19 protein-coding genes are annotated in these 25,172 nt (G+C 73.8%); 3 read left to right on the plus strand and 16 right to left on the minus strand.

All coding sequences use genetic code 11. The annotated features are described in order from the left end of the window. Positions 1-139 precede the first annotated feature (139 nt). Positions 140-544 (minus strand): globin, encoded by a 405-nt coding sequence (locus AC07AW_RS08110; RefSeq protein ID WP_478814637.1) that lies wholly within the window; start codon positions 542-544, stop codon positions 140-142. 96 nt (positions 545-640) lie between these two features. Between AC07AW_RS08110 and AC07AW_RS08115 the strand changes: the two genes are divergently transcribed. After that, entirely contained in the window at positions 641-1,603 is a 963-nt protein-coding gene (locus tag AC07AW_RS08115) for a methyltransferase domain-containing protein (protein ID WP_478814638.1), read from the plus strand. 27 nt (positions 1,604-1,630) lie between these two features. Here the strand turns inward: AC07AW_RS08115 and AC07AW_RS08120 are convergent, their stop codons facing one another. From AC07AW_RS08120 to AC07AW_RS08185, 14 genes are all read right to left on the minus strand, one after another. Beyond that, entirely contained in the window at positions 1,631-2,971 is a 1,341-nt protein-coding gene (locus tag AC07AW_RS08120) for an FHA domain-containing protein (protein ID WP_478814639.1), read from the minus strand. 41 nt (positions 2,972-3,012) lie between these two features. Next, complete coding sequence (locus AC07AW_RS08125) at positions 3,013-4,338, minus strand: vWA domain-containing protein (protein ID WP_478814640.1); 1,326 nt, start codon at positions 4,336-4,338, stop codon at positions 3,013-3,015. A 55-nt stretch (positions 4,339-4,393) separates the two neighbouring features. After that, entirely contained in the window at positions 4,394-5,770 is a 1,377-nt protein-coding gene (locus AC07AW_RS08130; RefSeq protein WP_478814641.1) for a PP2C family protein-serine/threonine phosphatase, read from the minus strand. A 2-nt stretch (positions 5,771-5,772) separates the two neighbouring features. After that, positions 5,773-8,313: a serine/threonine-protein kinase gene (locus AC07AW_RS08135; protein WP_478815310.1), complete on the minus strand. Its 2,541-nt coding sequence runs from the start codon at positions 8,311-8,313 to the stop codon at positions 5,773-5,775. 59 nt (positions 8,314-8,372) lie between these two features. After that, a complete protein-coding gene (locus AC07AW_RS08140; RefSeq protein ID WP_478814642.1) occupies positions 8,373-9,659 on the minus strand; it encodes a coiled-coil domain-containing protein in 1,287 nt (428 codons plus the stop codon). A 55-nt stretch (positions 9,660-9,714) separates the two neighbouring features. Continuing rightward, positions 9,715-10,800, minus strand: a complete 1,086-nt coding sequence (locus AC07AW_RS08145; protein ID WP_478814643.1) for a glutamate ABC transporter substrate-binding protein — start codon at positions 10,798-10,800, stop codon at positions 9,715-9,717. 11 nt (positions 10,801-10,811) lie between these two features. After that, positions 10,812-12,239, minus strand: a complete 1,428-nt coding sequence (locus AC07AW_RS08150) for a hypothetical protein (RefSeq protein ID WP_478814644.1) — start codon at positions 12,237-12,239, stop codon at positions 10,812-10,814. Between the two features lie 293 nt (positions 12,240-12,532). Further along, positions 12,533-13,507: an N-acetylglucosamine kinase gene (locus tag AC07AW_RS08155; RefSeq protein ID WP_478814645.1), complete on the minus strand. Its 975-nt coding sequence runs from the start codon at positions 13,505-13,507 to the stop codon at positions 12,533-12,535. Beyond that, positions 13,504-14,811 carry a 6-phospho-beta-glucosidase gene (locus tag AC07AW_RS08160; protein WP_478814646.1) on the minus strand — a complete coding sequence of 436 codons (1,308 nt, stop codon included), beginning with the start codon at positions 14,809-14,811 and terminating at the stop codon, positions 13,504-13,506. The genes AC07AW_RS08155 and AC07AW_RS08160 overlap by 4 nt, the downstream gene beginning before the upstream one ends. 7 nt (positions 14,812-14,818) lie before the next feature. Then, positions 14,819-15,703 (minus strand): carbohydrate ABC transporter permease, encoded by an 885-nt coding sequence (locus AC07AW_RS08165; protein WP_478814647.1) that lies wholly within the window; start codon positions 15,701-15,703, stop codon positions 14,819-14,821. A 3-nt stretch (positions 15,704-15,706) separates the two neighbouring features. Beyond that, a complete protein-coding gene (locus tag AC07AW_RS08170; protein WP_478814648.1) occupies positions 15,707-16,705 on the minus strand; it encodes a carbohydrate ABC transporter permease in 999 nt (332 codons plus the stop codon). A 16-nt stretch (positions 16,706-16,721) separates the two neighbouring features. Next, positions 16,722-18,068, minus strand: coding sequence for an ABC transporter substrate-binding protein (locus tag AC07AW_RS08175; RefSeq protein WP_478814649.1), 1,347 nt, complete (start codon positions 18,066-18,068; stop codon positions 16,722-16,724). A 51-nt stretch (positions 18,069-18,119) separates the two neighbouring features. Then, positions 18,120-19,334, minus strand: a complete 1,215-nt coding sequence (locus tag AC07AW_RS08180; RefSeq protein ID WP_478814650.1) for an ROK family transcriptional regulator — start codon at positions 19,332-19,334, stop codon at positions 18,120-18,122. Positions 19,335-19,512: 178 nt separating this feature from the next. Beyond that, entirely contained in the window at positions 19,513-20,592 is a 1,080-nt protein-coding gene (locus tag AC07AW_RS08185) for a mechanosensitive ion channel family protein (RefSeq protein WP_478814651.1), read from the minus strand. Positions 20,593-20,830: 238 nt separating this feature from the next. Here AC07AW_RS08185 and AC07AW_RS08190 point away from each other — a divergent pair, with 238 nt between their 5' ends. After that, the gene (locus AC07AW_RS08190; RefSeq protein WP_392153889.1) at positions 20,831-21,394 is read left to right on the plus strand and encodes an HNH endonuclease; all 564 of its coding nucleotides are present in this window, start codon (positions 20,831-20,833) and stop codon (positions 21,392-21,394) included. Positions 21,395-21,479: 85 nt separating this feature from the next. Here the strand turns inward: AC07AW_RS08190 and AC07AW_RS08195 are convergent, their stop codons facing one another. Further along, complete coding sequence (locus AC07AW_RS08195; protein ID WP_478814652.1) at positions 21,480-24,575, minus strand: beta-N-acetylglucosaminidase domain-containing protein; 3,096 nt, start codon at positions 24,573-24,575, stop codon at positions 21,480-21,482. Between the two features lie 396 nt (positions 24,576-24,971). Between AC07AW_RS08195 and AC07AW_RS08200 the strand changes: the two genes are divergently transcribed. Further along, positions 24,972-25,172, plus strand: coding sequence for a hypothetical protein (locus AC07AW_RS08200; RefSeq protein ID WP_478815345.1), 201 nt, complete (start codon positions 24,972-24,974; stop codon positions 25,170-25,172).

Below are 25,172 nucleotides of genomic sequence, written 5' to 3' on the forward strand. Positions count from 1 at the left end.
TAACCGCTTCCACACGGACCTTGATGCGATCGTGACCGTTATTCGGCGTTCCGTGTCCGGAACGTTTCAGTCCGTGGAACTGGGCGGCGGCCTGCCGGTGTGCGCGGTTCTGGTGCGGGCTGTTCTGACTGCCGCTGCTCTAACCGGCGCTGTTCACCATCGACGCCGCCGCGTACGTCAGATAGCGCCACAGCTCCTTCTCGTGCTCCTGGGCGAGGCCGAGGGAGTCGAGGGCGTCGCGCATGTGACGGAGCCAGGCGTCGTGGGCCGCCTGGTCCACGGTGAACGGGGCGTGGCGCATCCGGAGGCGGGGGTGGCCGCGGTGGTCGCTGTAGGTGCGGGGGCCGCCCCAGTACTGCATCAGGAAGAGGGCGAGGCGCTCCTCGGCCGGGCCGAGGTCCTCCTCGGGGTACATCGGGCGCAGCAGCGGGTCCGCCGCGACGCCCTCGTAGAAGCGGTGGACCAGGCGGCGGAACGTCTCCTCGCCGCCGACCTGCTCGTAGAAGGTCTGCTCCTGCACTGTTTCCCCGGGAATCTCGTTCACCGTTCCATCGTCTCAGATGCCCGGCGGAGGACCGGAGGCTTAGGACCACCTGTACGGGCGGTCGCCCGGGGCCCGGCGGGGCGGGAGAGTGGGGGCATGGGTGCGCTGCGGGACGAGTTCGCCGAGGCCGGGGCGTGGGAGCGGCACGCGCTCGTGCGCGAGCTGGAGGCGGACGGTCTGCTGACCGACCCCGCCTGGCGGGCCGCCTTCGCCGAGGTGCCGCGCCATCTCTTCGTCCCGTACTACTACGTCTCCGCGCCCGGCGGCTACGAGCGGCTCTGGGCCGGCGACCCCGAGCCGGAGCGGCGGGACCGCTGGCTGCACGGGGCGTACGCCGACACGGCGATCGCCACCCGGGTACGGGACGGGGACCTGGTCTCCTCCGCCAGCCAGCCCTCCCTGATGGCGCTGATGCTCGACGCCCTGGACGTACGCGACGGGGACGACGTCCTGGAGATCGGCGCCGGGAGCGGCTACCACGCGGCCCTGCTCTGCCACCGGCTCGGCGAGGAGCACGTCACCACCGTCGACCTGGACGAGGAGATCGCCGAGTCCGCCCGCACCCATCTCGCCACCGCCGGGTACCGGCCCGCGGTGCTCGCCGCCGACGGCGCCCGGGGCTGCCCCGACCACGCCCCGTACGACCGGATCGTGGCGACCTGCGAGGTGCCCGCCGTCCCCTATCCCTGGCTCGCCCAGTGCCGGCCCGGCGCGCTCGTCCTCGCCCCGCTCTCCACCGGGCTGATCCTGCTGCGGGTGCGCGACGCCACGCACGCCGAGGGACGCTTCCTCACGACCTCCGCCTACTTCGTGGCGCTGCGGGGCGTCGCCGCCGAGGCCGCGGCGCCGACCGTCCCGCGCCACGGACCCGCCGGGGACGAGCGCTTCCTCTTCCTCTGGGGTCTGGTCGGCGGGATGCTCGACAGACGCGAAGCGCTCTCGCTCTGGCTGCGCGAGCGGCGGCCGGAGCGGGAGCGCTTCGGGGTGACGGTCAGCGGCGACCGGCAGTGGGCCTGGCTGGACGACCCGGCGGGGCCGTACGCCTGGCCCCTGCGCTGAGGCCTCCGGTCGGACGCGGGGCGGAGGTCAGACGCAGCGGATGGTGATCGTGGTCCAGGCGCCGACGTGCACCCGGTCGCCGTCCTGGAGCTGGACGGGGACGTAGGGCTGGATCGGCTCCTCGCCGCCGTTGACCGTGGTGCCGTTGGTGGAGTTCTGGTCCACCACCGCCCACGAGCCGTCCGGCTGCTGCACCAGCACGGCGTGCTGGTGCGAGACGCCCGGGTCCTCCGGCGGCACCGACAGGTCGATGTCGGGGGACTCCCCGGTGGAGTGCCGGCGGCGGCCGATGGACACCTGGTTGCCCTGGAGCGGCAGGTGCTTGTCCGGCGAGTACGCGGGCAGGTTCAGGCCCGTGGCCTCCGGGCCGCTGCGCTGCATCATCGCCATGAAGTACTCGCGGTCGGGACCGATGACCGCGGTCCAGACGAGCGGCTGCTGAGGCTGCCGCGGCGGCTGGAACTGCTGCGGAGGCTGCGGCGCCTGATGCGGCGGCGGGGCCTGGTGCTGCTGCGGGGGCGCGTGGTGGGGCGGTCCCTGCGGTGCCTGGTGCTGCGGCGGGGCCGGCGGTCCCTGCGGCGGCTGGTGCTGCGGCGGGGCCTGCGGCGGCTGGTGCTGCGACGGCGGCGACAGGACCCAGTCGTCGTCCGCGCGCGGCTGCGGCGGCGCCGGCGGGGCCGGAGCCTGGGCCGGGGCCTGGAGGTACGCGGGCGGCGCCGGCTGCTGCTGCACCGGCGGGCGCTGCGGCGGGGCCTGGTGGTGCGTGGGCTCGGCGCCCAGCGGTTCGGCGGGCCGGTTCACCTGCGAGGGCCGCGAGCCCTGGTAGCCGAACGGGTCCGGCTGCTGCGGGGGCTGCTGCTGCGGCGGCGCGGGCGGCGGGGACTGGAAGCCCGGCGGCAGGTTGAGGCCGGGCGGCGGCCCGGGCTGCTGCGGCGGGGCGCTCGGCGGGGCGTTGTGCGGGGCCAGCGGCGTGTACGAGGTCGCCGTGTTCGTGAGGAAGTTCCAGCGGCACTCCTCGCAGAACGGCGCCATGTGCTCGCGCGGCGTCCGGCACTGCGGGCACAGCTCCGCCTGGGCCGTCGCGTTCGGGTCGCCGCCGGGGCCGAAGCCGCCGGGAGCGGCGGGGGCACCGGGCCCGCCCGGGCCGAAGCCGCCCGGAGCACCGTGCGGAGCACCCGGGCCGCCGGGGGCGCCCGGCGGCGGGCCCATCGGGGCCTGGCCGGGGCCGGGGTATCCGTACGCGGGGGGCGGCGGCGGGGGAGGCGGCGGTACGGCACCCGTCGGCGCACCCGCCCCGGCCATGCGATGGCCGCAGACCTCGCACCAGTCGTCGGAGACCGACTGGTGTCCGTTCGGGCAGGTCGGCATGTCGGTGCTTCCCCCTCTCGTCGTCCGGCCCGGTGGCCGGGCTACCTCTTGACGCGAACGGTCTTGGTGGAGCGGGTCTCGAGTGTCATCTCGTCCGCTTCCGCGACCTTCGCCTTCAAACGCACAGTACCCGTCGCCGCGTCGACGACGTCGACCACCTTCGAAAGCAGTTTCGCGGTATCCGCGTTGCCGGAGGCCGCCGCGAGCTGCACGGCACGGCCCAGTTTGGCCGTCGCGCCGTCGTGATCGCCCGATTTGCGGGCATCGAGACCCTGCTGGATGGCGTCCGCGAGCTCTGCCTGGCCCGTGTAGTGCGCGACCTGGGGGTTGATCGACGTCGACATCGCGAGGTCGTCCGTCCACACCGCCCGTACCAGTCCTTGAGACAGCGGGCGCGGATCGCCGCCCGCCGGGTCCGGGGCGAGCAGGGAGACCCGGGCGGCGAGCATCTCCTGGCCGACCGCCGCCCGGGGGACCCGCACGCTCACGTGGTAGTCGCGGGACTCGTCGCCCCACGAGCCCGTCGGGTAGTCGCCGGCGCGCGGCCCGGCCTCGGTGCGCCGCCCGGTCAGGTCCTCGACCGCGGGCGCCACCTGCTTCACGAACATGATCTCGACCCCGACCGGCGTCCACAGGCGCAGGGCGACGTCCGCGACGCCCTTGCCCATCGCGTGCTCCATCATCGCCGTGAAGTCGGCGGCGAGCCCGGCCGGGTCGGCGACGATGTCGGCGGTGCCGAGGAGCGCCGAGGCGATCCCGGTGACCTCCTTGACCTCCCAGTCCGTGCCGACGCCGCGCGCGTCGCAGGTGAACCGGCCCGCGCAGGCGTCGAGCGCGGCCCGCAGCTCCTCCGGCGACTCGTGCTCGTTGCGGCCGTCGGTGAGCAGGATGCCGTGCCGGATGGTGAGCTCGGCGGAGGAGAGCAGCCGGTCCGCGAGGCGCAGCCAGGTGCCGATCGCCGTGCCGCCGCCCGCGGAGAGCCGGCGCAGCGCCTCCTTGGCCTCGGCGCGGGTCCGGGCGTCGGCGACGGCGAGGCCGCCGTTCGCCGGGTAGACCTCCTTGGCCACGTGCGTCCCGGCGACGAGCGCGAAGTGCGTGCCGTCGCGCAGGGTGTCGACGGCGGCGGCGGTCGCCTCGCGGGCGCCGCGCATCTTGGTGGCGGGGTAGTCCATCGAGCCGGAGCAGTCGACCATGATCACGACACCGGCCGCGGCCGGGTCGCCGCCGCTCGCGAACCCGCTGGTGCCGCCGCCGGTCGAGGTGACGGTGACGATCGCGCTGACGTCCCGGCCGCCCTCCGGCAGGAACTCGTTCTGGTAGACGTCCACCGAGAACTGGGGCGCGGTCGGCTTGGAGAAGTTCGCCATCTGTTTCGGCTCCTCGGGCAACAACGGTGAAGGGGACGGGAATCGGCGACCGCTCTCAGGCGGAACCTGCCCCTTGTGGCGTGACGGTGAACGGGACGAGCGCGACCGTGATGTTGTCGTGGCCTCCGCCGTCCAGGGCGTGGCCGACCAGGACCTGGGCGCCGTGCAGCAGCCGGTCCGCCGCGTCCGCGGGGACGACCCGGGCCATGTCCTCCGCGGCCTCCGCGTAGTTCCACAGGCCGTCCGTGCAGACCACCACCACGCCGGAACGATCCGGCTTGAACGCGGCCGTGTGCGGGTCGAGTTCGTACGAGTCGGCGCCGAGCCAGCCGGTGATCGCGTGGGCGCGCTCGTCCGCGTACGCCTCGGCCTCGTTCATCAGGCCCGCCGCGACCATCTGCGCGGCCCACGAGTCGTCCTCGGTGAGCCGGGCGGGCGGGGCGCTGCGGTCGTCCGGCACCCAGTAGGCACGGCTGTCGCCGACCCAGCCCACGACGAGCAGGCCCGCGGCGACGACCGAGCCGACGATGGTGCAGGCCGGGGCGTTGCGATGGCGGTGCGGATCGTGCTCCGAGCCGCCCTGACCGGGCTCCTCCGCAAGGGAGTTGACGGCCTCGGCGGCGGCCACGATCGCCTCGTGCATCGCCTGCTGCGGGTGCGTGCCCCGGGGGAGCGCGGCGAGCAGCGAGGCGCCGGCCGCCTCCGCGGCGGCGGCGGAGGCCTCGTCGGGGCGGGTCGCGGAGGAGACGCCGTCGCAGACGATCGCGAGGGTGGCGGGGGAGCCGTCGGGCAGAGTGGTCGCCGAGACGGCGAACGCGTCCTCGTTGCGGTGGTGGCGCAGCCCGCGGTCGCTGACGGCGGCGACGCCGGCGAGCTCCCGCTCCATGTGGTCGCGCTCGCGCGGCTGGGCGTGCCCGCAGTTCTCGCAGTACCCGTCGGTGTCCACCCGCCCGGCCCGGCAGGCCACGCAGAGCGCGGCGGCGGGGGCGGCCGCGGTCGCCGGGTCCAGTTGTACGGCCGTACGGGGATCGGGCGCGGCCAGCTCGAAGTCACCGTCGGACGTGGGGGATCCGACGGTGCGGGACGCGGACTCCGAGGTCCCGCCGTGCGCCACCGCGCCGCTCTCCGCCGGCACCGGCCCGTCCGTGCGGACCTCCATCGTCGGGAGGTCGCGGCCGCCGGAGTCGGTGCCCGGGAGGTCGCCCGGGTGCTGGGTCACGGTCGAGAGCGAACCGGGTTCGCGGGGCGGGGCGTCCGGCCAGGTCACGGGGGTGCCGATCGCCACGGTCGGGCGGTCCGGCTCGGCCTCGGCGGCCGGCGCGGCCGACAGGTCGTAGCCGCACGCCCCGCAGAACCGGTCACCCGAGTCCAGCGGCTCCGCGCAGCCCGGGCAGGCGGCGAGTCCGTGCGACGGCTTCGGCTTCTGGGACATCTTCACACCCACGTCCGGGGGCGGAAGCGGTTGGCCCGCTCCACCAGTTCGATCCTCTCCTCGCCCCGCTGGGCGAGCCGGGCCAGCACCCGGTACGAGCGTTCGAGGCCGAAGCGCAGTCCGCGCTCGTCCAGTTCACTGCCGAGCAGCAGCGCGCCGCCGCCCGGTGCCGCACCGGGACTCCCGGAGAGTACCCAGTCGAGGGCCGTCCCGAGGACCTCCGTCGACAGGCGCTCGCGGCGCACCGCGTCCAGACCGAAGCCCTGGAGCGCGGAGACCTGCGCCGCGGCCGCCGTCAGATCGGCGCCGAGCGGCTCGTGCGCCGGGCGCCGCCGCAGCCGCGCCCGCACGGCCGCGACCCGCGCCGCCGTGTAGTGGATGGACGCCTCCGGTACGGACTCCAGGGTCTGTACGGCTCCGGTGCGGTCGCCCGCCGCGAGCCGCACCCGGGCGAGCCCGAAGGCCGCGCTGACGAAGCTCGGGTCCGTGACCCACACCAGGCGGTAGTACTCGGCGGCGTTGTCCAGCTGGCCGAGGACCTCGGCGCAGATCCCCAGGGCCAGCTTCGGCGCGGGCTCGCCGGGGAAGGCGTCGTACACCGCGTCGAAGGCCAGCGTCGCGTGCTCGTGGTCACCGGTCACCAGGGAGGCCACGCCCCGGTACCAGACGACCCGCCAGTCGTCCGGGTCCCGCTCCTCCAGGCCGGCGAGGGTCCGCGCGGCGGCGGGCAGGTCGGCCAGCTCCAGCTGGGCCCGCAGGGTCCGCAGCCGCAGCTCGGCGGAGGGCGCGGGCGCGCCCTGGAGCGCCCCGAGGAGCTCGCCGGGGGCGGCGGCCGCGAGACCGGCGAGGAAACCGGCGTTGGGGTCGCTCGTGTCGACGCGCGGCACGGGCAGTGCGAGCGCGGTGGCGGGCGCGTCGAGCGGCGCGAGCAGCCCGGCGAGCCCGGGGCCGCCGAGCGCAGGCCCGCCGGCGGGCGGCGCCTGCCCCGGAACCGGAACCGGAGCCGCACCGGGGCCGGCGGGCGGTGTCTGACCCGGAACCGCCCCGGGCGGCACCGTGCCCGCGGCGGGCGTCCCTCGCTGCTTGCGGCCCCGGCGGGCCCCGAGCAGCGACACGTCCTCCGTGAGCTCGGCGAACAGCGCCGTGTCCGTGACCCGGACCTCCGTGCCGAACAGCGTCGAGAGCGCCGGCCGCGGCCGCCCCGACTGGAGCGCCACGACCTCGCGCAGCACGCCCGTCAGCTGCTCCGCCATCTCCTGCGCGGAGGCGAACCGGCGGGCCGGGTCCGGGTCCGTGGCGCGGACCAGGAGGCGGTAGTACGACTCGTACGTCCGGAAGACCTCGATGTGCTCCGGGTCGGGCAGCGAGTCCACGAAGACGTTCGTGTAGCCCTGGAAGTCGAAGGTCATCACGGCGAGCGTGCGCGCCACCGTGTACAGGTCGCTGGCCACCGAGGGGCCGACCTCGGCCACCTCCGGCGCCTGGTAGCCGACCGTGCCGTAGATCGCGGACTCGTCGTCGTCCATCCGCCGGACCGCGCCCATGTCGATGAGCTTCAGCTGGTCCTCGGTCTGTATGGCGTTGTCGACCTTGAAGTCGCAGTACAGCAGGTTGCGGCTGTGCAGGTGCCCGAGCGCCTCCAGCGCCTCGATGCCGTACGCGCAGGCCTGCTCCACCGGCAGCGGGTCGCGCCGGCCGTCGGGGGTGCGCCGGTCGTTGGCGATCTCCTTGAGCGACTTGCCGCCGACGTACTCCATGACGATGTAGCCGTCCATGGAGCCGGTGCGCGGGTCGAGGTGCTCGACGAAGTTGTAGATGCGGACGATGTTGGAGTGCTCGATCTCGGCGAGGAAGCGGCGCTCGGAGATCGCTGCGGCCATGGCGTCCTGGTCGCCGGTGTCGAGGAGGCCCTTGAGGACCACCCACCGGTCGGAGACGGCCCGGTCGACGGCGAGGTAGATCCAGCCGAGCCCGCCGTGCGCGAGGCAGCCCGCGACCTCGTACTGGCCGTGGACGATGTCCCCGGCGCGCAGCTTCGGCACGAAGGAGTACGGGTGCCCGCACTTGGTGCAGAAGCCCTCGGTGCGGCCCGGCCGGTCGCCGCGCGCGCGGCCCACCGGAGCCCCGCAGTCCGAACGGGAGCAGAAACGCTTCCGCTCCGGAACCTCGGCGTTCTCCATCACCGCGGCCCGCGGGTCCGGGCGCGGCACCTCGGGGATCGTCACCAGCCCCGCGCCCAGCCGGTTCCGGGCGGACTGCCCGGCCGACGAGCCCGAGCTGCGCACCGACACCGAGCGGCCCGTCGAGGCGCCGGAGGCCCCGGAGAGCGAGCGGGAGAGGCGGCCGGAGACCGAGCGGCGCGAGGTCGAGGAGCGGGACGAGGCGCGCGAACTGCTCCGGGAGGAGCTCGAATCCCGCCCGCCGACCCCGCTCGTCCCCTTCCCCGGCACGGCCATACCGGTCGGCGTCGACCCGATCAGACCCCCGGGCGCGACGACCGGCGCGAGTCCGCAGGTGTCGCAGTACAGCTCGCCGCCCCCCATGTCCTCGTACGAACCCTCGCACGAAGGACGCTGACAGCTCCCCACGCCCGTCTCCCCGCTCACCACTGTCGTCCTCCCGCGTCCCTCGTGTCGCGCGGACCGGACAGCACGTCCGCCACCGCCTGCTGATAGCGCAGCACCGCCTGCTCCGCGACCCGGAGATCGCAGGGCGCGCTCCACAGCATCCGGCGCGCCGCGTCGTACCGCTCGATCAGCAGCGGATCCTCCGCCCCGCCGAGCCGCGCCACCTTCGCCTTGTACGCGTCGAGGCGGCCGCGCAGCTCGGCCCGGACCGCCAGCGGCGCCGTGACCGCCGTCAACGACTCGCGGGCCCGCAGCAGTTCGTCCTCCGCCTCCCGCTCCAGGGACTCCAGGAGCGGGGAGAGCCGGTGCCACTGGGCATGCCGGCGGTACTCGGCGGCCGCCGCGAGCCGCTCCTGCAGCACGATCGGCGGCCCGCTGACCGCCGGCACCTCGGAGGCGGCGATCTTCGCGAGGACCTCGCCGCGCGCCGACCGCGCCTCGGCGAGCGTCCGGTCCGCCCGCGAGAGCACGTCCCGCAGCCGCAGCAGCCGGTCCTCGGAGTCCTGCCGGACCGCGAGGACCGCCTCGATCTCCCGCCGGATGTCCTCCAGGGCCAGGGCCGCCCGGTCGTACCGCTCGGTGTCGGGACGTCCGCCGCCGGGCGCCGAACTCCCCGCCGCCGGCCGCCAGAACGCCAGCGGGTCCGTCACCACCTGGGAGCGCAGCGCGGTCAGCTCGGCCGTGATCGCCTCCAGCTCGTCCCCCGCCGGGTGCTCCCCGGGCCGCACGCCGACCGAGTGCGCCAGCGAACGCGTCCGGCCCAGCTCGGCCGCGAGCAGGTCTATCCGGGCGGGCAGCGCCGACCAGACCGCGTCGGCGGTGACCACCAGGTCCAGCGAGGAGGCGTACAGCTCGTTCATCCGCCGGACCAGGCCCTCCAGGCTGAACCGCTCGGTGAGCAGGGCGCCCTCGGCGGCCCCGCCCGGGACGAGCACGCTGTCGCCGCGCAGCCGGTCGGTCAGCTCCACGAGCTCCTCCCGGCCGGGCCAGCGGCGCCGCGCCCGCAGCTCACGGGCCTCCCGCAGGGCGCCCGTGTATACGTCGAAGCAGGTCCAGAGCAGGGTGATGGTCCGCTCGGCGGTGCCCCACCGCTCCCGGGTCGTGCCGGTCAGCTCGGCCCCTTCGAGCAGCCTGCGGCCCGCGTGGTCCTGGAGCGCGAGGAGCGAGTCCTCGACCGCCTTGTGCTCGGCGCCGAGCCGCGCCAGCGCACGGTCCACCTCGTCCCGGTCCATCACCGGCCCGGGGGGTCCCGTGACGCCCATCGGTCACCTCTTCCGCTTCGTGTACAGGGTTACTCCTTCGGGGGCGCGCACCGGGCTACTTGTACAAGGGGGCGGGCGGCCCCGATATCCCGGGCAGGTCCTTCGCCAGCCACTCCTGGTACGCCTTCTGCCAGGGGCCCTGCCGGTAGCCCACCAGGACCTGGTTGACCCGGCGCACCAGGTCGTCGTTGCCCAGCTTGGCCGCCACCCCGTAGTACTCCTCGGTGAACGGCCGGCCCTTGAGCTCGACCGCCGGGTCCTGCGCGGCCTGGCCGGCCGCCAGGGCGTTGTCCGTGACGACGGCGTCGACCTCGCCCATCTGGAGCCGGGCCAGGCAGTCCAGCTGGTTGGGGACGGTCAGCAGGTCCTTGTCGTCCTTGGTGCCGTCGGCCTCGTCCTTGAAGACCGCGCCGAAGGAGTTCTCCTCCAGGGCGTCGTAGGCCGTGGAGCCCTCGGCGGTGCAGACCCGCTTGCCGCGCAGCGAGGAGTCGTAGCCGGTGATGCCCTTGTCGAGCTTGGGCGCCAGGACCTGCTGTCCGGCCTGGAAGTAGGCGGTGGAGAAGGCGACCTGCCCGATCCGCTTGCAGTTGATCGTCATGGTGCGCACGACGAGGTCGACCTTGCCGCTGTTCAGCGCGGCGATCCGCTGGTTGGTCGGGATCGTCCGGAAGATGATCGCCTGCGGGTCGCCGAGGACGTCCTTGGCGATGGCCCGGGCCAGGTCGATGTCGAAGCCCTCCAGGACGCCCTTCTCCGGGTTCCGGTAGCCCCAGCGGTAGCTGGACTGGTCGACGCCGACGATCAGCTTCCCGCGCTCCTTGATCGCCCGGATCGACGGACCGTCCGCCGAGGAGGGCGTGAGGGAGGCCTCGGGGTGCTCGCAGGTGTCGGCCTTGACCTGGACGCCGGTGCCCACGCCGGGGCCCGTCGTCCGGGGCGCGGCCGCCGCGCCGCTCCCGTCCTGCGCCGCCGGCAGCAGGGTGAGGAGGGAGCCGGTGAGCCCGCAGGCCACGGCCATGGCGGCCACCCCGCCCCAGCCGCGCAGCCGCCCGGCCGCCCGCCGCACGAGCGGGTCCGCGCCGTTCCCCGTCCGCCGCACGAGCGGGTCCCGCCGCACCAGCGGGTCCGTGCCGTTCGGCATCCCGCCCCCTCTCACCGGTACTCCGACAGTCTGCGGTTGATGCCGAGCACGGCGCCCGCCGCACCCAGGATCCCGAGGGCCGCCGCGCCGAGGGGAAGCGCCGTCAGCGCGTCCCTGGCGTCCCCGGCGGAGCGGGTGAACTCGGTCTGCTCGTGGGCGAGGGCCCGCTCCAGGGCAGCGTCGACCTGGTCGAAGGACTGGCCCGTGGACCCCTTGGCGCCGACGACCCGGGAGAGTGCGCCCTCGTAGTCGCCGGCCTCGTCCTTGGCGCGGGCCTCCTTGTGGCGCTCGCGCCACTCGGCCGCGCGGTCGGCGGAATCGGCGACCGGGTCGCGCCCGGCGTCGTCGTCGGCGAGCTCCCGCGCCTCGGCGAGCGCCGTCGTCAGGGCGCTCATGCTCGCCGTGTAGTCCGCCTCGTACTTGTCGTTCTTGCCGTCCTCGGTGAGGACGGCGCCCCGGGCGACCAGGGTCAGGTTCTCGTTGGCGCGGGCCGTGAGCGAGCTGATCCGGGCCGAGTTGAGGACCTGGAGGGACTCCTGCCCGTGCGCCCGCGCGCTGTTCAGCTCGGTCCGGGTCACGGTGTGCGCGGCGAGCAGCCAGAGCAGGACGGCCACGGTGGCGGCGGTGGCGGCGAGCAGCCCGTGGTTGAAGACCCGGTTGGTGCGGGCGTAGTTGCGGCGCTGGGCCCAGAGGAGGACGCCGAGGGCGAGCAGGCCGAGCGCGAGCGACAGGTAGGGCCAGGCGCGGGCCGCGTCGTCGTCCCCGTGCAGCCGCTCGGTCTCCGCCGCGTACAGCCGCTCGGCGGCCGGGAGCAGCGCGCTGGACATCTGCTGGTTGGCGTACCGCAGATAGGCGCCGCCGAGCGGCAGGCCCTGCCGGTTGGCGGCCCGGGCGCGCTCTATGAGGCCCGTGTAGCGCGGGAGCTGTTCGTTGAGGGTGGCGATCTCGCGGGCCGAGGCCGACGAACCGTCCGTGTTCGCCGCGGCCTTGACGAGCAGTCGGGAGGCGGTGGTGATGTCCCGGGTGTACCGCGCGCGGGACTCCGCCGGCTCCAGGGTGCCCGCCAGGAATCCGCTGGCGGCGGTGGTGTCGGCGTCCGCGAGGGAGCGGTAGATGGCGGCCGCGTCGGCGCTCAGCGGCTGGCTGCGGCTGACGACGTCGTCGGCGGCGGAGGACCGGTCGGTGACCTCCAGGGCGGTGACGGCCCCGAACGCGACGACGAGCAGCGCCAGTACGGCCCCGAGGATCTGGAGCCGGCCGGGCTCGGTGGTCGCGGCCTCCCGCAGCCGCTCCCGGCCCACGGCCCAGGCGCCGCGCCCCGCGGGCGGACCGGCGGCGGGCACGGGCGACGGCTGCGCGGGTACGGTGCCCGGGCGTGCGGGCGCCTGAGCCGTGCCTCGCGCCGCCGAGGCGGCGGGCGCGTTCGGCGGGTGTGTCACTTGACCTCCCCCTCGGTCGCTGACGTCGGCCCGTCCGGCCGGGTTCCGGTGGGACCGGTTCCGGTGGAGGACCACCCGGCCAGCAGTATGGCCTCAGGGGGCCGTCCGCACACCGGGATTGACTGGATCTTGTGCCTATCGTGCCCCATGCCTCCCACGCATCAGCGGGCGAACCCCTCACTCTGAATACGTCGCCCGGCGGAAATCGGTTCCGTATCAGCCATCGCTCGAACAGGTGAACATGCGTGCGGGGCGTCTCGTCGTCACGACGAGACGCCCCACATCCCTCACCCTCAGGCCTCGTACCGCTCCCGCAGCCGGGCCGCGGCCTCCGGACCCGCGGCCACCGCGTCCAGCGCGAGCAGCCCCGCCCCGAGGACCGGCGGCGCGGTCACGAAGCCGATCGCGGCCTTCGGCGCCCGCGCCGCCAGGAGTTCACGGATCCGCGCCTCAAGCCGAGGATGGCGGGCGGCGAGCACGCTGCCGCCCAGCAGCACCGGGGCCTCCTCGCGGTGGAGGCCGAGGCGCCGGAGCGCGACCGCCGCCATGGCGACGACCTCGTCGGCGAGCCGGTCCACGATCGACTCCGCCATCGGATCGCCCTGGGCCGCGACGCGGAAGAGCACCGGTGTCAGTTCGAGCCGCCGCCCCATCGGGATCCGGCCCAGGTGCAGCGCCTCGATCAGCGCGGACATCGCGTCCAGGCCGAAGTGCGCGGGCAGGGCGTCGGCGAGGGCGGTGGGCAGGCCCCGCCCGTCCTCGGCGCGCGCCGCGAACCACAGCGCCTCGTCGGCGAGTCCGCCGCCCCCGCCCCAGTCCCCGGAGATCTTCCCGATCGCCGGGAAGCGCGCGGTCCGCCCGTCCGGGGTCATCCCGACGCAGTTGATCCCCGCCCCGCACACCACGGCCACGCCCCGCGGCTCGTCGACCCCGGCCCGCAGGATCGCGAAGGTGTCGTTGTGGACCCGTACGGACGTGCTCCAGCCCCGGCCGAGCAGCTCGGCCTGCAGAGCCTCCTCCTCCACCGGCAGGTCGGCATTGGCGAGACAGGCCGTGACATGCGCGAACTCCAACGGGACACCGGCCTCGGCGCACGCCCGCCCCGCGATCTCCGCGAGCCCGTCGACCGCCGTCTCCACCCCCACCACCGGCGGCTGGAACCCGCCGCCGCGCGCCGACCCCAGGACGGTTCCGTCCGGGGAGAGCACCGCGACGTCGGTCTTGCTGTTCCCCGCGTCGATCGCGAGAAGCCCCCCACTCAGCCTCATGCCCACGCGAGGTGCTCCCGGTTGTGCGCGATCAGCCGGTCGGTGAGCCCGTCGGCGTACGCGTACTGCCCGACCAGCGGGTGGGCGAGCAGCGCCTTGAACACCCGGTCGCGGCCGCCGCGCAGCGCCGCCTCCAGGGCCAGGTCCTCGTAGGCCGTGACGTTCGCGATCAGTCCGGCGTACAGCGGGTCCACCGGCGCGACCGGCAGCGGCGTGGCCCCGTGCGAGCCGACCGCCGCCTGCGTCTCGATGACGGCGTCGTCCGGCAGGAACGGCAGCGTGCCGTTGTTGTACGTGTTCACCACCTGGTACGGCGACCCGCCGCCGCCCAGCAGGGAGGCCGCCAGGTCCACGGCCGCCTCCGAGTAGAAGGCGCCGCCGCGCCTGGCGAGCAGGGCCGGCTTCTCGTCGAGCGCCGGGTCCCCGTACATCTGGAGGAGCTCCCGCTCCATCGCCGCGACCTCGGCGGCCCGCGAGGGCTTCGTGCCGAGCTCCCGCACCACCTCGTCGTGCGCGTAGAAGTACCGCAGGTAGTACGAGGGGACGACGCCGAGCCGGTCCAGGACCGGGCGCGGCAGGCGGAGGTCGCCGGCGATCGCGTCGCCGTGCTCGGCGAGCAGCCGGGGCAGCACGTCCTCGCCCTCGGGGCCCCCGACGCGTACGGCCCGCTCCCAGGTCAGGTGGTTGAGGCCGACGTGGTCGAGGTGGACCTCGGACGGGGTCACGTCGAGGAGCTTCGCGAACTTCCGCTGGAAGCCGATGGCGACGTTGCACAGGCCGACGGCCTTGTGCCCGGCCTGGAGCAGCGCGCGCGTGACGATGCCGACGGGGTTGGTGAAGTCGATGATCCAGGCGTCCGGGTTGGTGCGCCGGACCCGCTCGGCGATGTCCAGGACGACCGGGACCGTGCGCAGCGCCTTGGCGAGGCCGCCGGCGCCGGTGGTCTCCTGGCCGACGCAGCCGCACTCCAGCGGCCAGGTCTCGTCCTGCTCGCGGGCGGCCTGCCCGCCGACCCGCAGCTGGAGCAGGACGGCGTCGGCGCCCTCGACCCCGGCGTCGAGGTCGGTGGTGGTGACGACCTTCCCGTCGTGGTCCTGCTTGGCGAAGATCCGCCGGGCCAGACCGCCGACGAGCTCCAGGCGGTCGGCGGCCGGGTCGACGAGGACGAGTTCGGTGAGGGGCAGGGTGTCGCGCAGCCGCGCGAATCCGTCGATCAGTTCGGGGGTGTAGGTGGACCCGCCCCCCACGACAGCAATCTTTTTCGCCCGGGGGTTCGGGGGTTGTCCCCCGATGGATTGCAGCATTGGTGACTCAGCCCTTCACTCCGGTCAGTGTGACTCCCTCGACGAACGCCTTCTGCGCGAAGAAGAACACGAGGATCACGGGGGCCATGACCAGCACGGTCGCGGCCATGGTCAGATTCCAGTCGGTGTGGTGCGCGCCCTTGAAGGACTCCAGTCCGTAACTGAGCGTCCAGGCGGCCGGGTTCTCGGAGGCGTAGATCTGCGGCCCGAAGTAGTCGTTCCAGCAGTAGAAGAACTGGAAGAGGGCCACGGCGGCGATGCCCGGCTTCGCCATCGGGAGCACGACCCTTATCAGGGTGCGGAATTCGCCGCAGCCGTCGATCCGCGCGGCCTCGACGTACTCGTTGGGGATGGTCAGCAGGAACTGGCGCAGCAGGAAGACGGCGAAGGCGTCGCCGAACGCCATCGGGATGATCAGCGGCCACAGCGAGCCGGAGAGGTCCATCTGCTTCGCCCAGAACAGGTACATCGGGATGATCACGACCTGCGGCGGCAGCATCATCATCGAGATGACGAGCAGCAGCGACAGATGCCGGCCGCGGAAGCGGAACTTCGCGAGCGCGTACGCCACGGGGATCGAGGACACCACGACGAGGACGGTGCCGAGCCCCGCGTACAGCAGGGAGTTCTTCCACCAGGTGAGGAAGCCGTCCGTCTGCAGGACCTTGAGGTAGTTGTCCCAGTGCCAGGAGTTCGGCGTCAGGTCCCGGGTGAGCGCCTGCTCGTCGCTCATCAGGGAGGTGAGGAAGACGAAGGCGAACGGGAGGACGAAGAACAGGGCGGCGGCGACGCCGAGCGAGTGCACGGCGATCCAGTGCAGCAGCGCCTTGCGGCGGGCCCGCCTCGCGGCGGGGCTCGCCACGGTCCGGGCGGGGGCGGTTGCGGTCGTCATGTGTCAGTCACCCGAGCCGATCAGGCCGCCGCGCCTGCGCATGAGCAGGGCGGTGAAGGCCATGGAGAGTGCGAAGAGCACCAGCGCCACGACACAGGCGGCGCCGTAGTTGAACTGGCTGAAGCCGAGGCTGTAGACGAGCTGCGGCAGGGTGAGCGTGGAGTCGTCCGGGTAGCCGGGGACGAAGGTGACACCGGAGCCGCCCATCACGCCCGAGGCGACCTTGGAGGCCACGATCGGCTGCGTGTAGTACTGCATCGCGCCGATGATCCCGGTGACGACCGCGAAGAGCACGATCGGCGAGATGTTCGGCAGGGTGATGTAGCGGAAGCGCTGCCACGGGGACGCGCCGTCGAGTTCGGCGGCCTCGTACTGCTCCTTCGGTACGTCGAGCAGGGCGGCCATGAAGATGACCATGAGGTCGCCGACGCCCCACACGGCGAGGACCGTCAGGGCCGGCTTGGACCAGTCCGCGTCGTTGAACCAGGAGGGGCCGGGGATGCCGACCGCCTCCAGGAGCGAGTTGACCGGCCCGGTGCCGGGGTTGAGCAGGAAGACGAAGGCGAGCGTGGCCGCCACCGGCGGGGCCAGGTACGGCAGGTAGAAGAGGGTGCGGAAGATGCCGGCACCCGTCTTGATCCTGGTGATGAGCAGACCGATGCCGAGGCCGAAGAGTACCCGGCAGGAGACCATCACGACGGCCAGCCAGAGGGTGTTCTGCAGGGCCGGCCAGAACTGCGGGAACTCCGAGAAGACGTACGACCAGTTGTCCAGGCCCCGCCAGGTCGGCGGGTTGAGGCCGTCGTACCGCATGAAGGAGAAGTACAGGGTGGAGACCAGCGGGTAGGCGAAGAAGACGCCGAAGCCGATCAGCCAGGGCGACATGAAGGCCAGGGTGCGCAGCGCGTTGCGCCTGCGCTTGTGCCGCAGGGTGTTGCGTCCTCCGGGAGAGGAGGCGGCCGGGGCGGCCGCCTCCTTCGCGGGCAGGGTGTCCGTGCTCATGGGCGGGTGCCGGCCGTCACTTCGCCGCGGCGATGTCGCGGTCGATCTGGGCCGCGGTGTCCGCGAGGCCCTTCTTCAGGTCGGTGACCTGGCCCTTCTCGTACTGCTGCGCGAACTTCTGGAGGGTGTCCTGGTAGGCGGAGCCGTTGACCGCGCCGTCCGAGGTGGTGGAGGCGGGGTGGCGGGCGATGTCCAGGAAGGTCTTGAAGCGGTCGTCGAACTTCAGGTTCGGGGACTTCAGGGCCTCGAAGGTGGACGGGACGTTCCCGATGGCGTTCGCGAAGTTCACCACGGCCTCGGTGTCCGTGGTCATGTACTTGACCAGCTCCCAGGCCGCGTTCTGCTTCTTGCTCTGCGGGGCGATGCCCATGATCGTGCCGGAGAGGTAGCCCTTGCCGTACTCGGCGATCTCGTCGTCGGCGACGGGCAGCGGCGCGACGCCGACCTCGAAACCGACCTTGGCGTCCTTGATGAAGTTCAGCCGCCACTCGCCGTCCAGCTGCATGGCGACCTGACCGGTCTGGAAGGGGTGCTTGGCGCCCCACTCGTCACCGAAGGTGGTGCGGTACTTGTCGAGCTTCTCGAAGCCGCCGAGGGCGTCCACCAGGGACTTCTGGTACGTCATCATCTCGGCGAACGCCGGGTCCTTCGCGACCGTCGACTTCCCGTCCGCGCCGAAGTACCCGCCGTGCTTCCACTGCGACATGTAGTGGGAGACGACGGTCTCGTAGCCGAGGTAGTTCGGCATGAAGCCGACCCGCTCGTACGAGTCGCCCTTGGCCTTCGTCAGCTTCTTGGCGGCCTCGGTGAACTGGGACCAGGTCTTCGGCGGGGCCTCGGGGTCGAGGCCGGCCTTCTTGAACGCGTCCTTGTTGTAGTAGAGCCCGTACGCGTCGGAGAGCAGCGGCAGGGAGCAGCGCCTGCCCTCGAACTGGGTGTACTCCTGGAGGACCTTCGGGAAGATCTTGTCCAGGTCCAGCTTGTCCTTCTCGACGAAGGGCTTGAGGTCGGCGAGCGCGCCCGAGGCGCAGAACTTGCCGACGTTGGCCGTCGTGAACGAGGAGACGACGTCGGGGCCGTTCGACCCGCCCGCGCGCAGCGCCTGGCCCAGCTTGTCGTCGTTGATGTTGCCGACGACCTTCACCTTGATGTTCGGGTGGGCCTTCTCGAAGCGGGCGACGTTGTCCTCGATCGCCTTGACCTCGGCGGGCGCCGACCAGCCGTGCCAGAACGTGATGGTGGTCTCGGCCTTGGGGTCGTCGGTGGCCGTGTTGTTCGCGGAGCCGGTACAGGCGGAGGCGAAGAGGGCTATCGAGGCGGTGGCGGCGAGCGCGGCGGCGGTTCTGCGCGGACGTACGGGCATGGCGGGGTCTCCCTGGGGCGGGTTCGGGGGCTTGGCGACGGGTGGGGACGGTCAGCGCGAGGTGTCGAAGACCTCGTCGCGCGTGGTGGCGAGGGCGCTTTCGAGGGCCCCGCGCAGGACGGGGCTGCGGCGCACGGCGGAGAGGACGAGCCGCGGCCGGGAGGGGGCGAGGTCGGCGAGTTCGGACTGCACGCGCGCGCGGAGGGGTTCGCCGCCGGTGACGAGGGCGTCTCCGGAGAGCACGATCAGTTCGGGGTCGAGGACGGTCACGAGGGAGGCGAGTCCGACGGCGAGGCGCTCGGCGTAGCGGTCGAGCAGCTCCGCGTACCGGGGGTCCTCGGTGTGTGCCTCGGCGGCGTGCGCGAGGAGGCCGGTCACCACCGGGACGTACGGGTGGTCGGGGGTCTCGATCCCGGCCTCGCGGGCGATCCGGGGCACGGCCTGGATGCCCGCGAGCTCCTGGAAGCCGCCGGAGTTGGCCTTGGTGACCTGCCGGACGAGCGGGGTGCCGGGCACCGGCAGGAAGCCGAGCTCGCCGGCGCCGCCGGTGAAGCCGCGGTGCAGCCGCCCGCCGAGGACGAGGGCGGCGCCGAGGCCCCCCTCGTTCCACAGCACGGCGAAGTCGGAGTGGCCCCGCGCGGCGCCCAGGCGCTGTTCGGCGACGGCGACGAGGTTGACGTCGTTCTCGTACTCGAACGGCATGGGCAGGGCGGCGGCCAGCTCCTCCAGGAGGGTGGGGGAGTGCCAGCCGGGCAGGTGGGAGGCGTACCGCAGGCGCCCGGTGGCCGGGTCGAAGGCGCCGGGGGTGCCGATGACCAGGCGCCGTACGTCCTCACGGGTGATCCCGGCCGCCTTGACGGCCCCGTCGAGGGCGTCGGTGACCTGGCGGACGACGCCGGAGGCGGAGCGGCCGGGGGTGCGGAGCTCGAACTCCCCGATGATCTCGCCCGTGATGTCGGCGACGGCGGCGTGGATGCGGTGCTGGTCGACGTCGAGTCCGGCGGCGTACGCGGCCCGGGCGTTGACCGCGTACAGCTGGGCGTTGGGTCCGGGCAGGCCTTCGGTGGTGCCGGTGGCGACGACGAGCCCGGCCGCTTCGAGGCGGGCGAGCAGCTGGGAGGCGGTCGGCTTGGACAGGCCGGTGAGCTTGCCGATCCGGGTCCGCGAGAGCGGGCCGTGCTCCAGGAGCAGGTCCAGGGCGGCGCGGTCGTTCATGGCCCGCAGGACACGCGGGGTGCCGGGGGTTCCCGGAGTCGTACCGACCATGGGACTCGCACCTGCCCTCGTACGGTGGCTGCAGTACCGAGCGGCACTGTTAGGAAAGTTTCCTATTGGGTTGGGAGGAAGGTAAGGCGGCCGTCACGGGGGCGTCAATACCCGGGAACGCGACACGCCCCCGAAGGCAACCAAAGAGTTACCTGCGGGGGCGTGCGGACGGGCAGAGCTACTTGGAGAGGTCCGGCTTCGGCAGCGGGGTCGTCGCCGCCGACTGCGGCGAGGTCGTCGAGGCGAACGCCGACGGGGCCGCCATGCCGGCCGTCGGGTCGGCCGCCGACTCCTCCGCCTGCGGCGGAACCCCGCCCACGATCCGGATCCCGGCCTGGTCCAGACCCCGCTTGATGCGCCAGCGCAGCTCGCGCTCCACGCCCAGCTTCTTGCCCGGCATCGTCTTCACCGAGACCCGGACCGTCATCGAGTCCAGCAGCACCTCGCTCAGACCGAGCACCTCCACCGGCCCCCAGAGGCGCTCGTTCCAGGGCTCCTCCTTCGCCATGGCGTCGCCCGCCTCGGCGATCACGGCCCGCACCTTCTCCAGGTCCTCCGTCGGCCGGACGGTGACGTCCACCCCGGCCGTCGCCCAGCCCTGGCTGAGGTTCCCTATCCGCTTGATCTCGCCGTTGCGCACGTACCAGATCTCGCCGTCCACCCCGCGCAGCTTGGTCACCCGCAGGCCCACCTCGACGACCTCGCCGGAGGCCACGCCCGCGTCGACCGTGTCACCCACGCCGTACTGGTCCTCCAGGATCATGAAGACCCCGGAGAGGAAGTCCGTCACCAGGTTCCGCGCGCCGAAACCGATCGCCACACCGGCCACACCGGCGGAGGCGAGCAGCGGAGCCAGGTCGATCTTGAAGGCGCCGAGGATCATCAGCGCGGCCGTGCCCAGGATCAGGAAGGACGCCACCGAGCGGAGCACCGACCCGATCGCCTCCGAGCGCTGCCGCCGCCGCTCGGTGTTCACCAGGAGACCGCCGAGCGTCGTCCCCTCCACCGCCTGCGCCGAGCGGTTCATCCGCTCGATCAGCTTCGTCAGGGCCCGCCGCACGGCCATCCGGAGCAGCAGCGCGACGACCAGGATCAGCAGGATCCGCAGCCCGGTGTTGAGCCAGGTGGACCAGTTCTCCTCCACCCAGCTCGCCGCGTTCGTGGCCTTCTCCGCGGCCTCGTCCAGAGTCACCGGCATCGGTTCGGGTTCGGTGGCAGCCGCAAGGGCGGACCAGGACACGGGACAACCTCCAGGCATCGCGTACGCAGACCATCCACACTAACGGGGCGTCGGACATGCTCCCGCAGCCCTGTTCGAGGGAGAGACGGACCTCACCTGGGCACATACCGGGGAGAGATGCCGATGTGGTCGAGAACACCCCGGGGCCGTCACCCCGATCCCGATACGTGGTGGCGCCGCGACCAGGCATAAGGAGAGACTGAGAGCAGTTCGTCCCGGCGCGAGCCACGCGCCGCCGGCGTCATAGGAGGCATCCGTGCCGCATGTCCTGGTCCTCAACGCGTCGTACGAGCCGCTCGGCGTCGTACCGCTCCGCCGCGCACTCGTCCTCGTACTGGAGAACAAGGCTCTCTGCCTCGAGGAGTCCGGCGCCTTCCTGCACAGCGAGACCCAAGTCCTCCCCGCTCCCAGTGTGGTGCGACTGAAGCGCTTCGTGCGGGTCCCCTACCGGGGGCCCGTTCCCTTGACCCGCAGAGCGCTCTTCGCGCGCGACGGCGGGCGCTGCGCGTACTGCGGGGCCGTCGCGACCAGCGTCGACCACGTCATCCCGCGCAGCCGAGGGGGCACCCACGCCTGGGAGAACGTGGTGGCGGCCTGCCGCCGCTGCAACCACGTCAAGGCCGACCGGCACCTGCGCGAGCTGGGCTGGCGGCTGCGGCACCAACCCGCCCCGCCGACCGGCCTGGCCTGGCGGATCATCGGGACCGGACATCGGGACCCCCGCTGGCTGCCGTACTTGGAGCCGTACGGCGCCGAGGACGCCATGGCCCGGATCGACTCCGTCGCAGACACCCCCGTGAGGGCGCTGACGACGGGTTGAGCCGGGCCTTTCGCGTACGCGGAGGCTTCCGGCACGGAGCGGTTCAGCCCTGGGGCCTGTCTGACGATTCCCGTCGGATCAGGCCCTAGGGGGCGGGCCGCTCCGTCGGCGTGCCCTCGGGGGCCTCCACCGGATCCTGCGCCACCGCATAGGTCTCCACCGACCAGAGCGAGTAGCCGAAGCGGGTCGCCCGCGTCTCCCCCTGGACCCGCAGGAAACGGGTGTCCGCCGCGTCCATGCGGACCGACTCCCGGCCGCCCCTGCCGTCCGCGACGGTCGCCGCCGTCCGCCAGACCCGCCCGTCGGCGGAGACCTGCACCCGGTAACGGGAGGCGTACGCGTCCTGCCAGTGCAGCACCACCTGCCCTATCCGGGCCGGCTCGGACAGCTCCATCTGCCACCAGGCGCCGTCCTCCGCCGGGGAGGACCAGCGGGTCGCCGGATCGCCGTCCACCGCCGAGGCGGCCGGGAAGTCCGGCGTCTCGTCGCCCGAGGAGGAGGCCGTCGCCGCCCGCGCCAGGTCCGGGCCCGCCGTCCGGGGGAAGGCCCGCACCGTCAGGACCCGCTCCTCGCCCGCGAAGGACACCGGCACCCGGTACGAACCGGCCGGCACGCCCGCCGCCACCGACACCTCGAGGGGGACGCGGGTGCGCGCACCGCGCTCCACCACGGCCTGCTCCGGCAGCCGCACCGCGATGCCCTTCGGGGCCTTCGCCGTCAGCGTCCCGCGCACCTCGCCCGCGCGCCGGCCCGTCAACTCCACGTCCATCCGCTGCGCCGGGCCGCCGATCTCCGCGTCCGTCTCGGTCCGGGCGAGGGCGAGACCGGCGCGCGGCCCGTCCGCGAACCACGGCACGAGCGAACGCACCTCGGGCGCCGGACCGTCGCCGCTCCACACGACCCGCAGCGCCTCGGCCCGCAGCCCCTTCAGCTCGGTCTGCGTCCACCCGGACGCCGACAGCGGGCCGAGCGGCCGCCAGCCCTCGCCGGGGACGTACGCCTCCACGCGCGCGCGGGGGTCCTGCGCGCCCGGCTCGGCGAGCACCGTCAGCGCCTCCACGGACCGCGCCCGGTCGAGCCGCACGGTGTACGAGCCGGGGGCACGGTCCGCCCGCGCCGCGGGGGTCCGGTCGGCGCCCGTCCAGGCCGCCGACTCCGTCACCGCGCGCGTGAGGAACGGATCGAGGACCCCCGAGCCGACCGTCACCCGGCTCGCCTTCAGGGTCTGCCGCTGCCGTTCCAGGTCCAGCTGCGCCCGCCAGGCCGCCGCGCCGTCGCCGCGCGCCTGGGCGAGCAGCATGTCGACCGCCGTCTCGCCCGCCCGCCCGTACCGGGAGAGCTGGTCGAGCCAGGGCCCCGTCTCGTCGTCGAAGGCGCCGTCGGCGGTGGCCGTGAGCCGCTCGGGGGCGTGGCGCATCACGGTGAACGCGGCCCGCAGCTCGCGCGCCGCCTTCTCCCGCGCCGCCGTTCCCGCCGTGCCGGTGCGCGTGCGGGACGACCAGAACGCCGTCAGGAGCGGCTTCAGATAGGCCGATTCGGCCGCCGGGTCCAGGATCGACGAGGAGCCGTTCCCGGCGAGCGCGCGCAGCGCCTCGCGGGCGGCGGGGTCCGGGCCCGCGAGGTCGTCCACGGCCGCCCGCCAGGACTCGCGGGGCCGGTAGCCCCTCGGGTTCCAGGCGTAGTCGGCGGTGGTGAAGAGCGGGACGCGGGAGGCCGCGGGCTGCTCCATGGCGTGCGCGAGGAAGGCGGCGGAACCGGCGGCCACGGCCGGCTCCCGGCCGGTGGCGGGGCCGAGGAACAGCCGGTCCTGCGCGTAGTCGTTGACCGGGTAGTTGTCCATGGTGACCAGCGGGTGGCCGCCCAGCGCCCTGCGCGTCCCCGCCAGTTCGCCGCCGGTGATCGTGCGCGGCACGACGCCGACGCCCGTCCACGCCACCCGCACGTCCGTGTCGAGCTCCGCGGCGAGCTTCGTGCGGTACGCGGTCGCGCCGTCCTGGTAGTACTCCGTCGGCATCACCGTCAGCGGCTCGGCGTCCGGGTGCCGCTCGGCGAGGTGCTCGGCGACGGCGTTCGCCACGCGCGCGTGGGCGGTGGCCGCGGCCTCCGGTCCGCGCCCGAAGGTGTCGGCGTCCTTCTCGCAGTGCCACTCGTCGTAGGACGAGTCCTGGAACTGCAGCTGGAAGGAGCGCACCCCCAGCTCCCACATCGCGTCCAGCTTCCGCGTCAGCGCCGTCACGTCGCCGGCCGAGGCCAGGCACATGGACTGGGCGGGCGCCACGGCCCAGCCGAGCGTCACATGGTTGGCGCGGGCCCGCGCGGCGAGCGCCCGGAACTCGCCCTGCTGCGCGGCCGGGTAGGGCTCGCGCCACTGCGCCTGGCGGTACGGGTCGTCCCCGGGCGCGTACAGATAGCGGTTCTGCTTGGTCCGGCCCAGGAAGTCCAGCTGGGCGAGCCGCTGCTCCAGAGTCCAGGGGCGGCCGTAGAACCCCTCGGTGATGCCGCGCTCGGCCGTGCCGGGCCAGTCACGGACGACGACGCCGGGGATCTCCCGGCCGGCGCCGAGGAGCTGACGCAGCGTCTGGACCGCGTGGAACAGGCCGTCCTCGCCGACCCCGTCCAGGACGACGGTGTCCCGCCCCTGGAAGCGGCCCGTCGCGAGCCGGTAGCCGCCGCGCGGCAGATCGAGGCGCTCGGGGACGCGCAGGGCGGTCAGCGCCGCCTCCGCGCCGGAGCCGTCGCCGCCGGAGGGCCCCGCGACCCGCAGGACCGGGCCCCGACCCGGCAGGCCGGTGCGGACCGTCCGTACCCCGGCGGCCCGCAGCAGCTCGCGCAGGGCGGCGAGGGCGTACGGATCGGCGTCGGCGTCCGCGAGCAGGGTCACCTCGTCCCCGAGGCGCACGGCGGACCCGGTGGCGGCCAGCGACTGGGGCCGGGGCCAGACGGCGGGCACGCGCGCGGTGGAGGCCTTCGCGGTGTCCGTCGAAGGCGTGGCGGGGGCCGTGGGGGAGGGGGAGAGCGGGGTCGCCGGTGTGGCGGGAGCCGTCGGGATCGCGGGGGCCGCCGGGGTCGCCGGAGCCTTCGGGGTCGCCTGTGCCGAGCCCGGCACCGCGCCGCCGAGGAGGCCGCCGATGACGGCGGCGGCGACGGCCGTCGCGGTGCGCTTCCTGCGCCCGAGGTGCACGCGGGTCTCCCTTCGGCGGGCTGAGGGCCTGTCTTTCGGATCATGCCGGGCTCGCGGGGCCTGGCACGCACGCTCGCCGCGTTGTCGTCGGTCGCCAACGCTCCGCGTTGACTCCCTCCTCCGCCTTGCGATCGCACGCACCAGGCCCCGCTCCCTGATCCGGCCTGATCCGAAAGACAGGCCCTCCGCGGCTCTGCCGGTTGGTCACGAGTGGGTCACGAGCCCACCACCCGTCGCACTGGGGTGTCAATGCGCGTGGCCGATGTGTCGGCTTTGCCCGGCGAGCCGTCGGCGAGGTGACGTCACTTCGCCACGATCCGCCGGTAAAACGAGGTGCGCTGGGTAGGGCTCTGTCGTTGCCCAGGTCCACCTGTCGAGACGAATCGGGAGACCCCCGTGACCACGACCGCCCGCCACCTCGGACGGATACGGATTCCACAGCAGTCGGCGCCGGCCGGCGAACCGCTGACCAGCGAGCCGCCCCTGCCCGACGCGTCACCCCTCACCAGCGAGCCGCCGCTGGCCGCGGCGGCCCCCCTGACCAGCGAACCCACCGCCCCCGGCAGCGCGGGCGGCCCGGAGTCCCCCGGAGTGTGA

Source organism: Streptomyces sp. NPDC044003 (assembly GCF_056435185.1).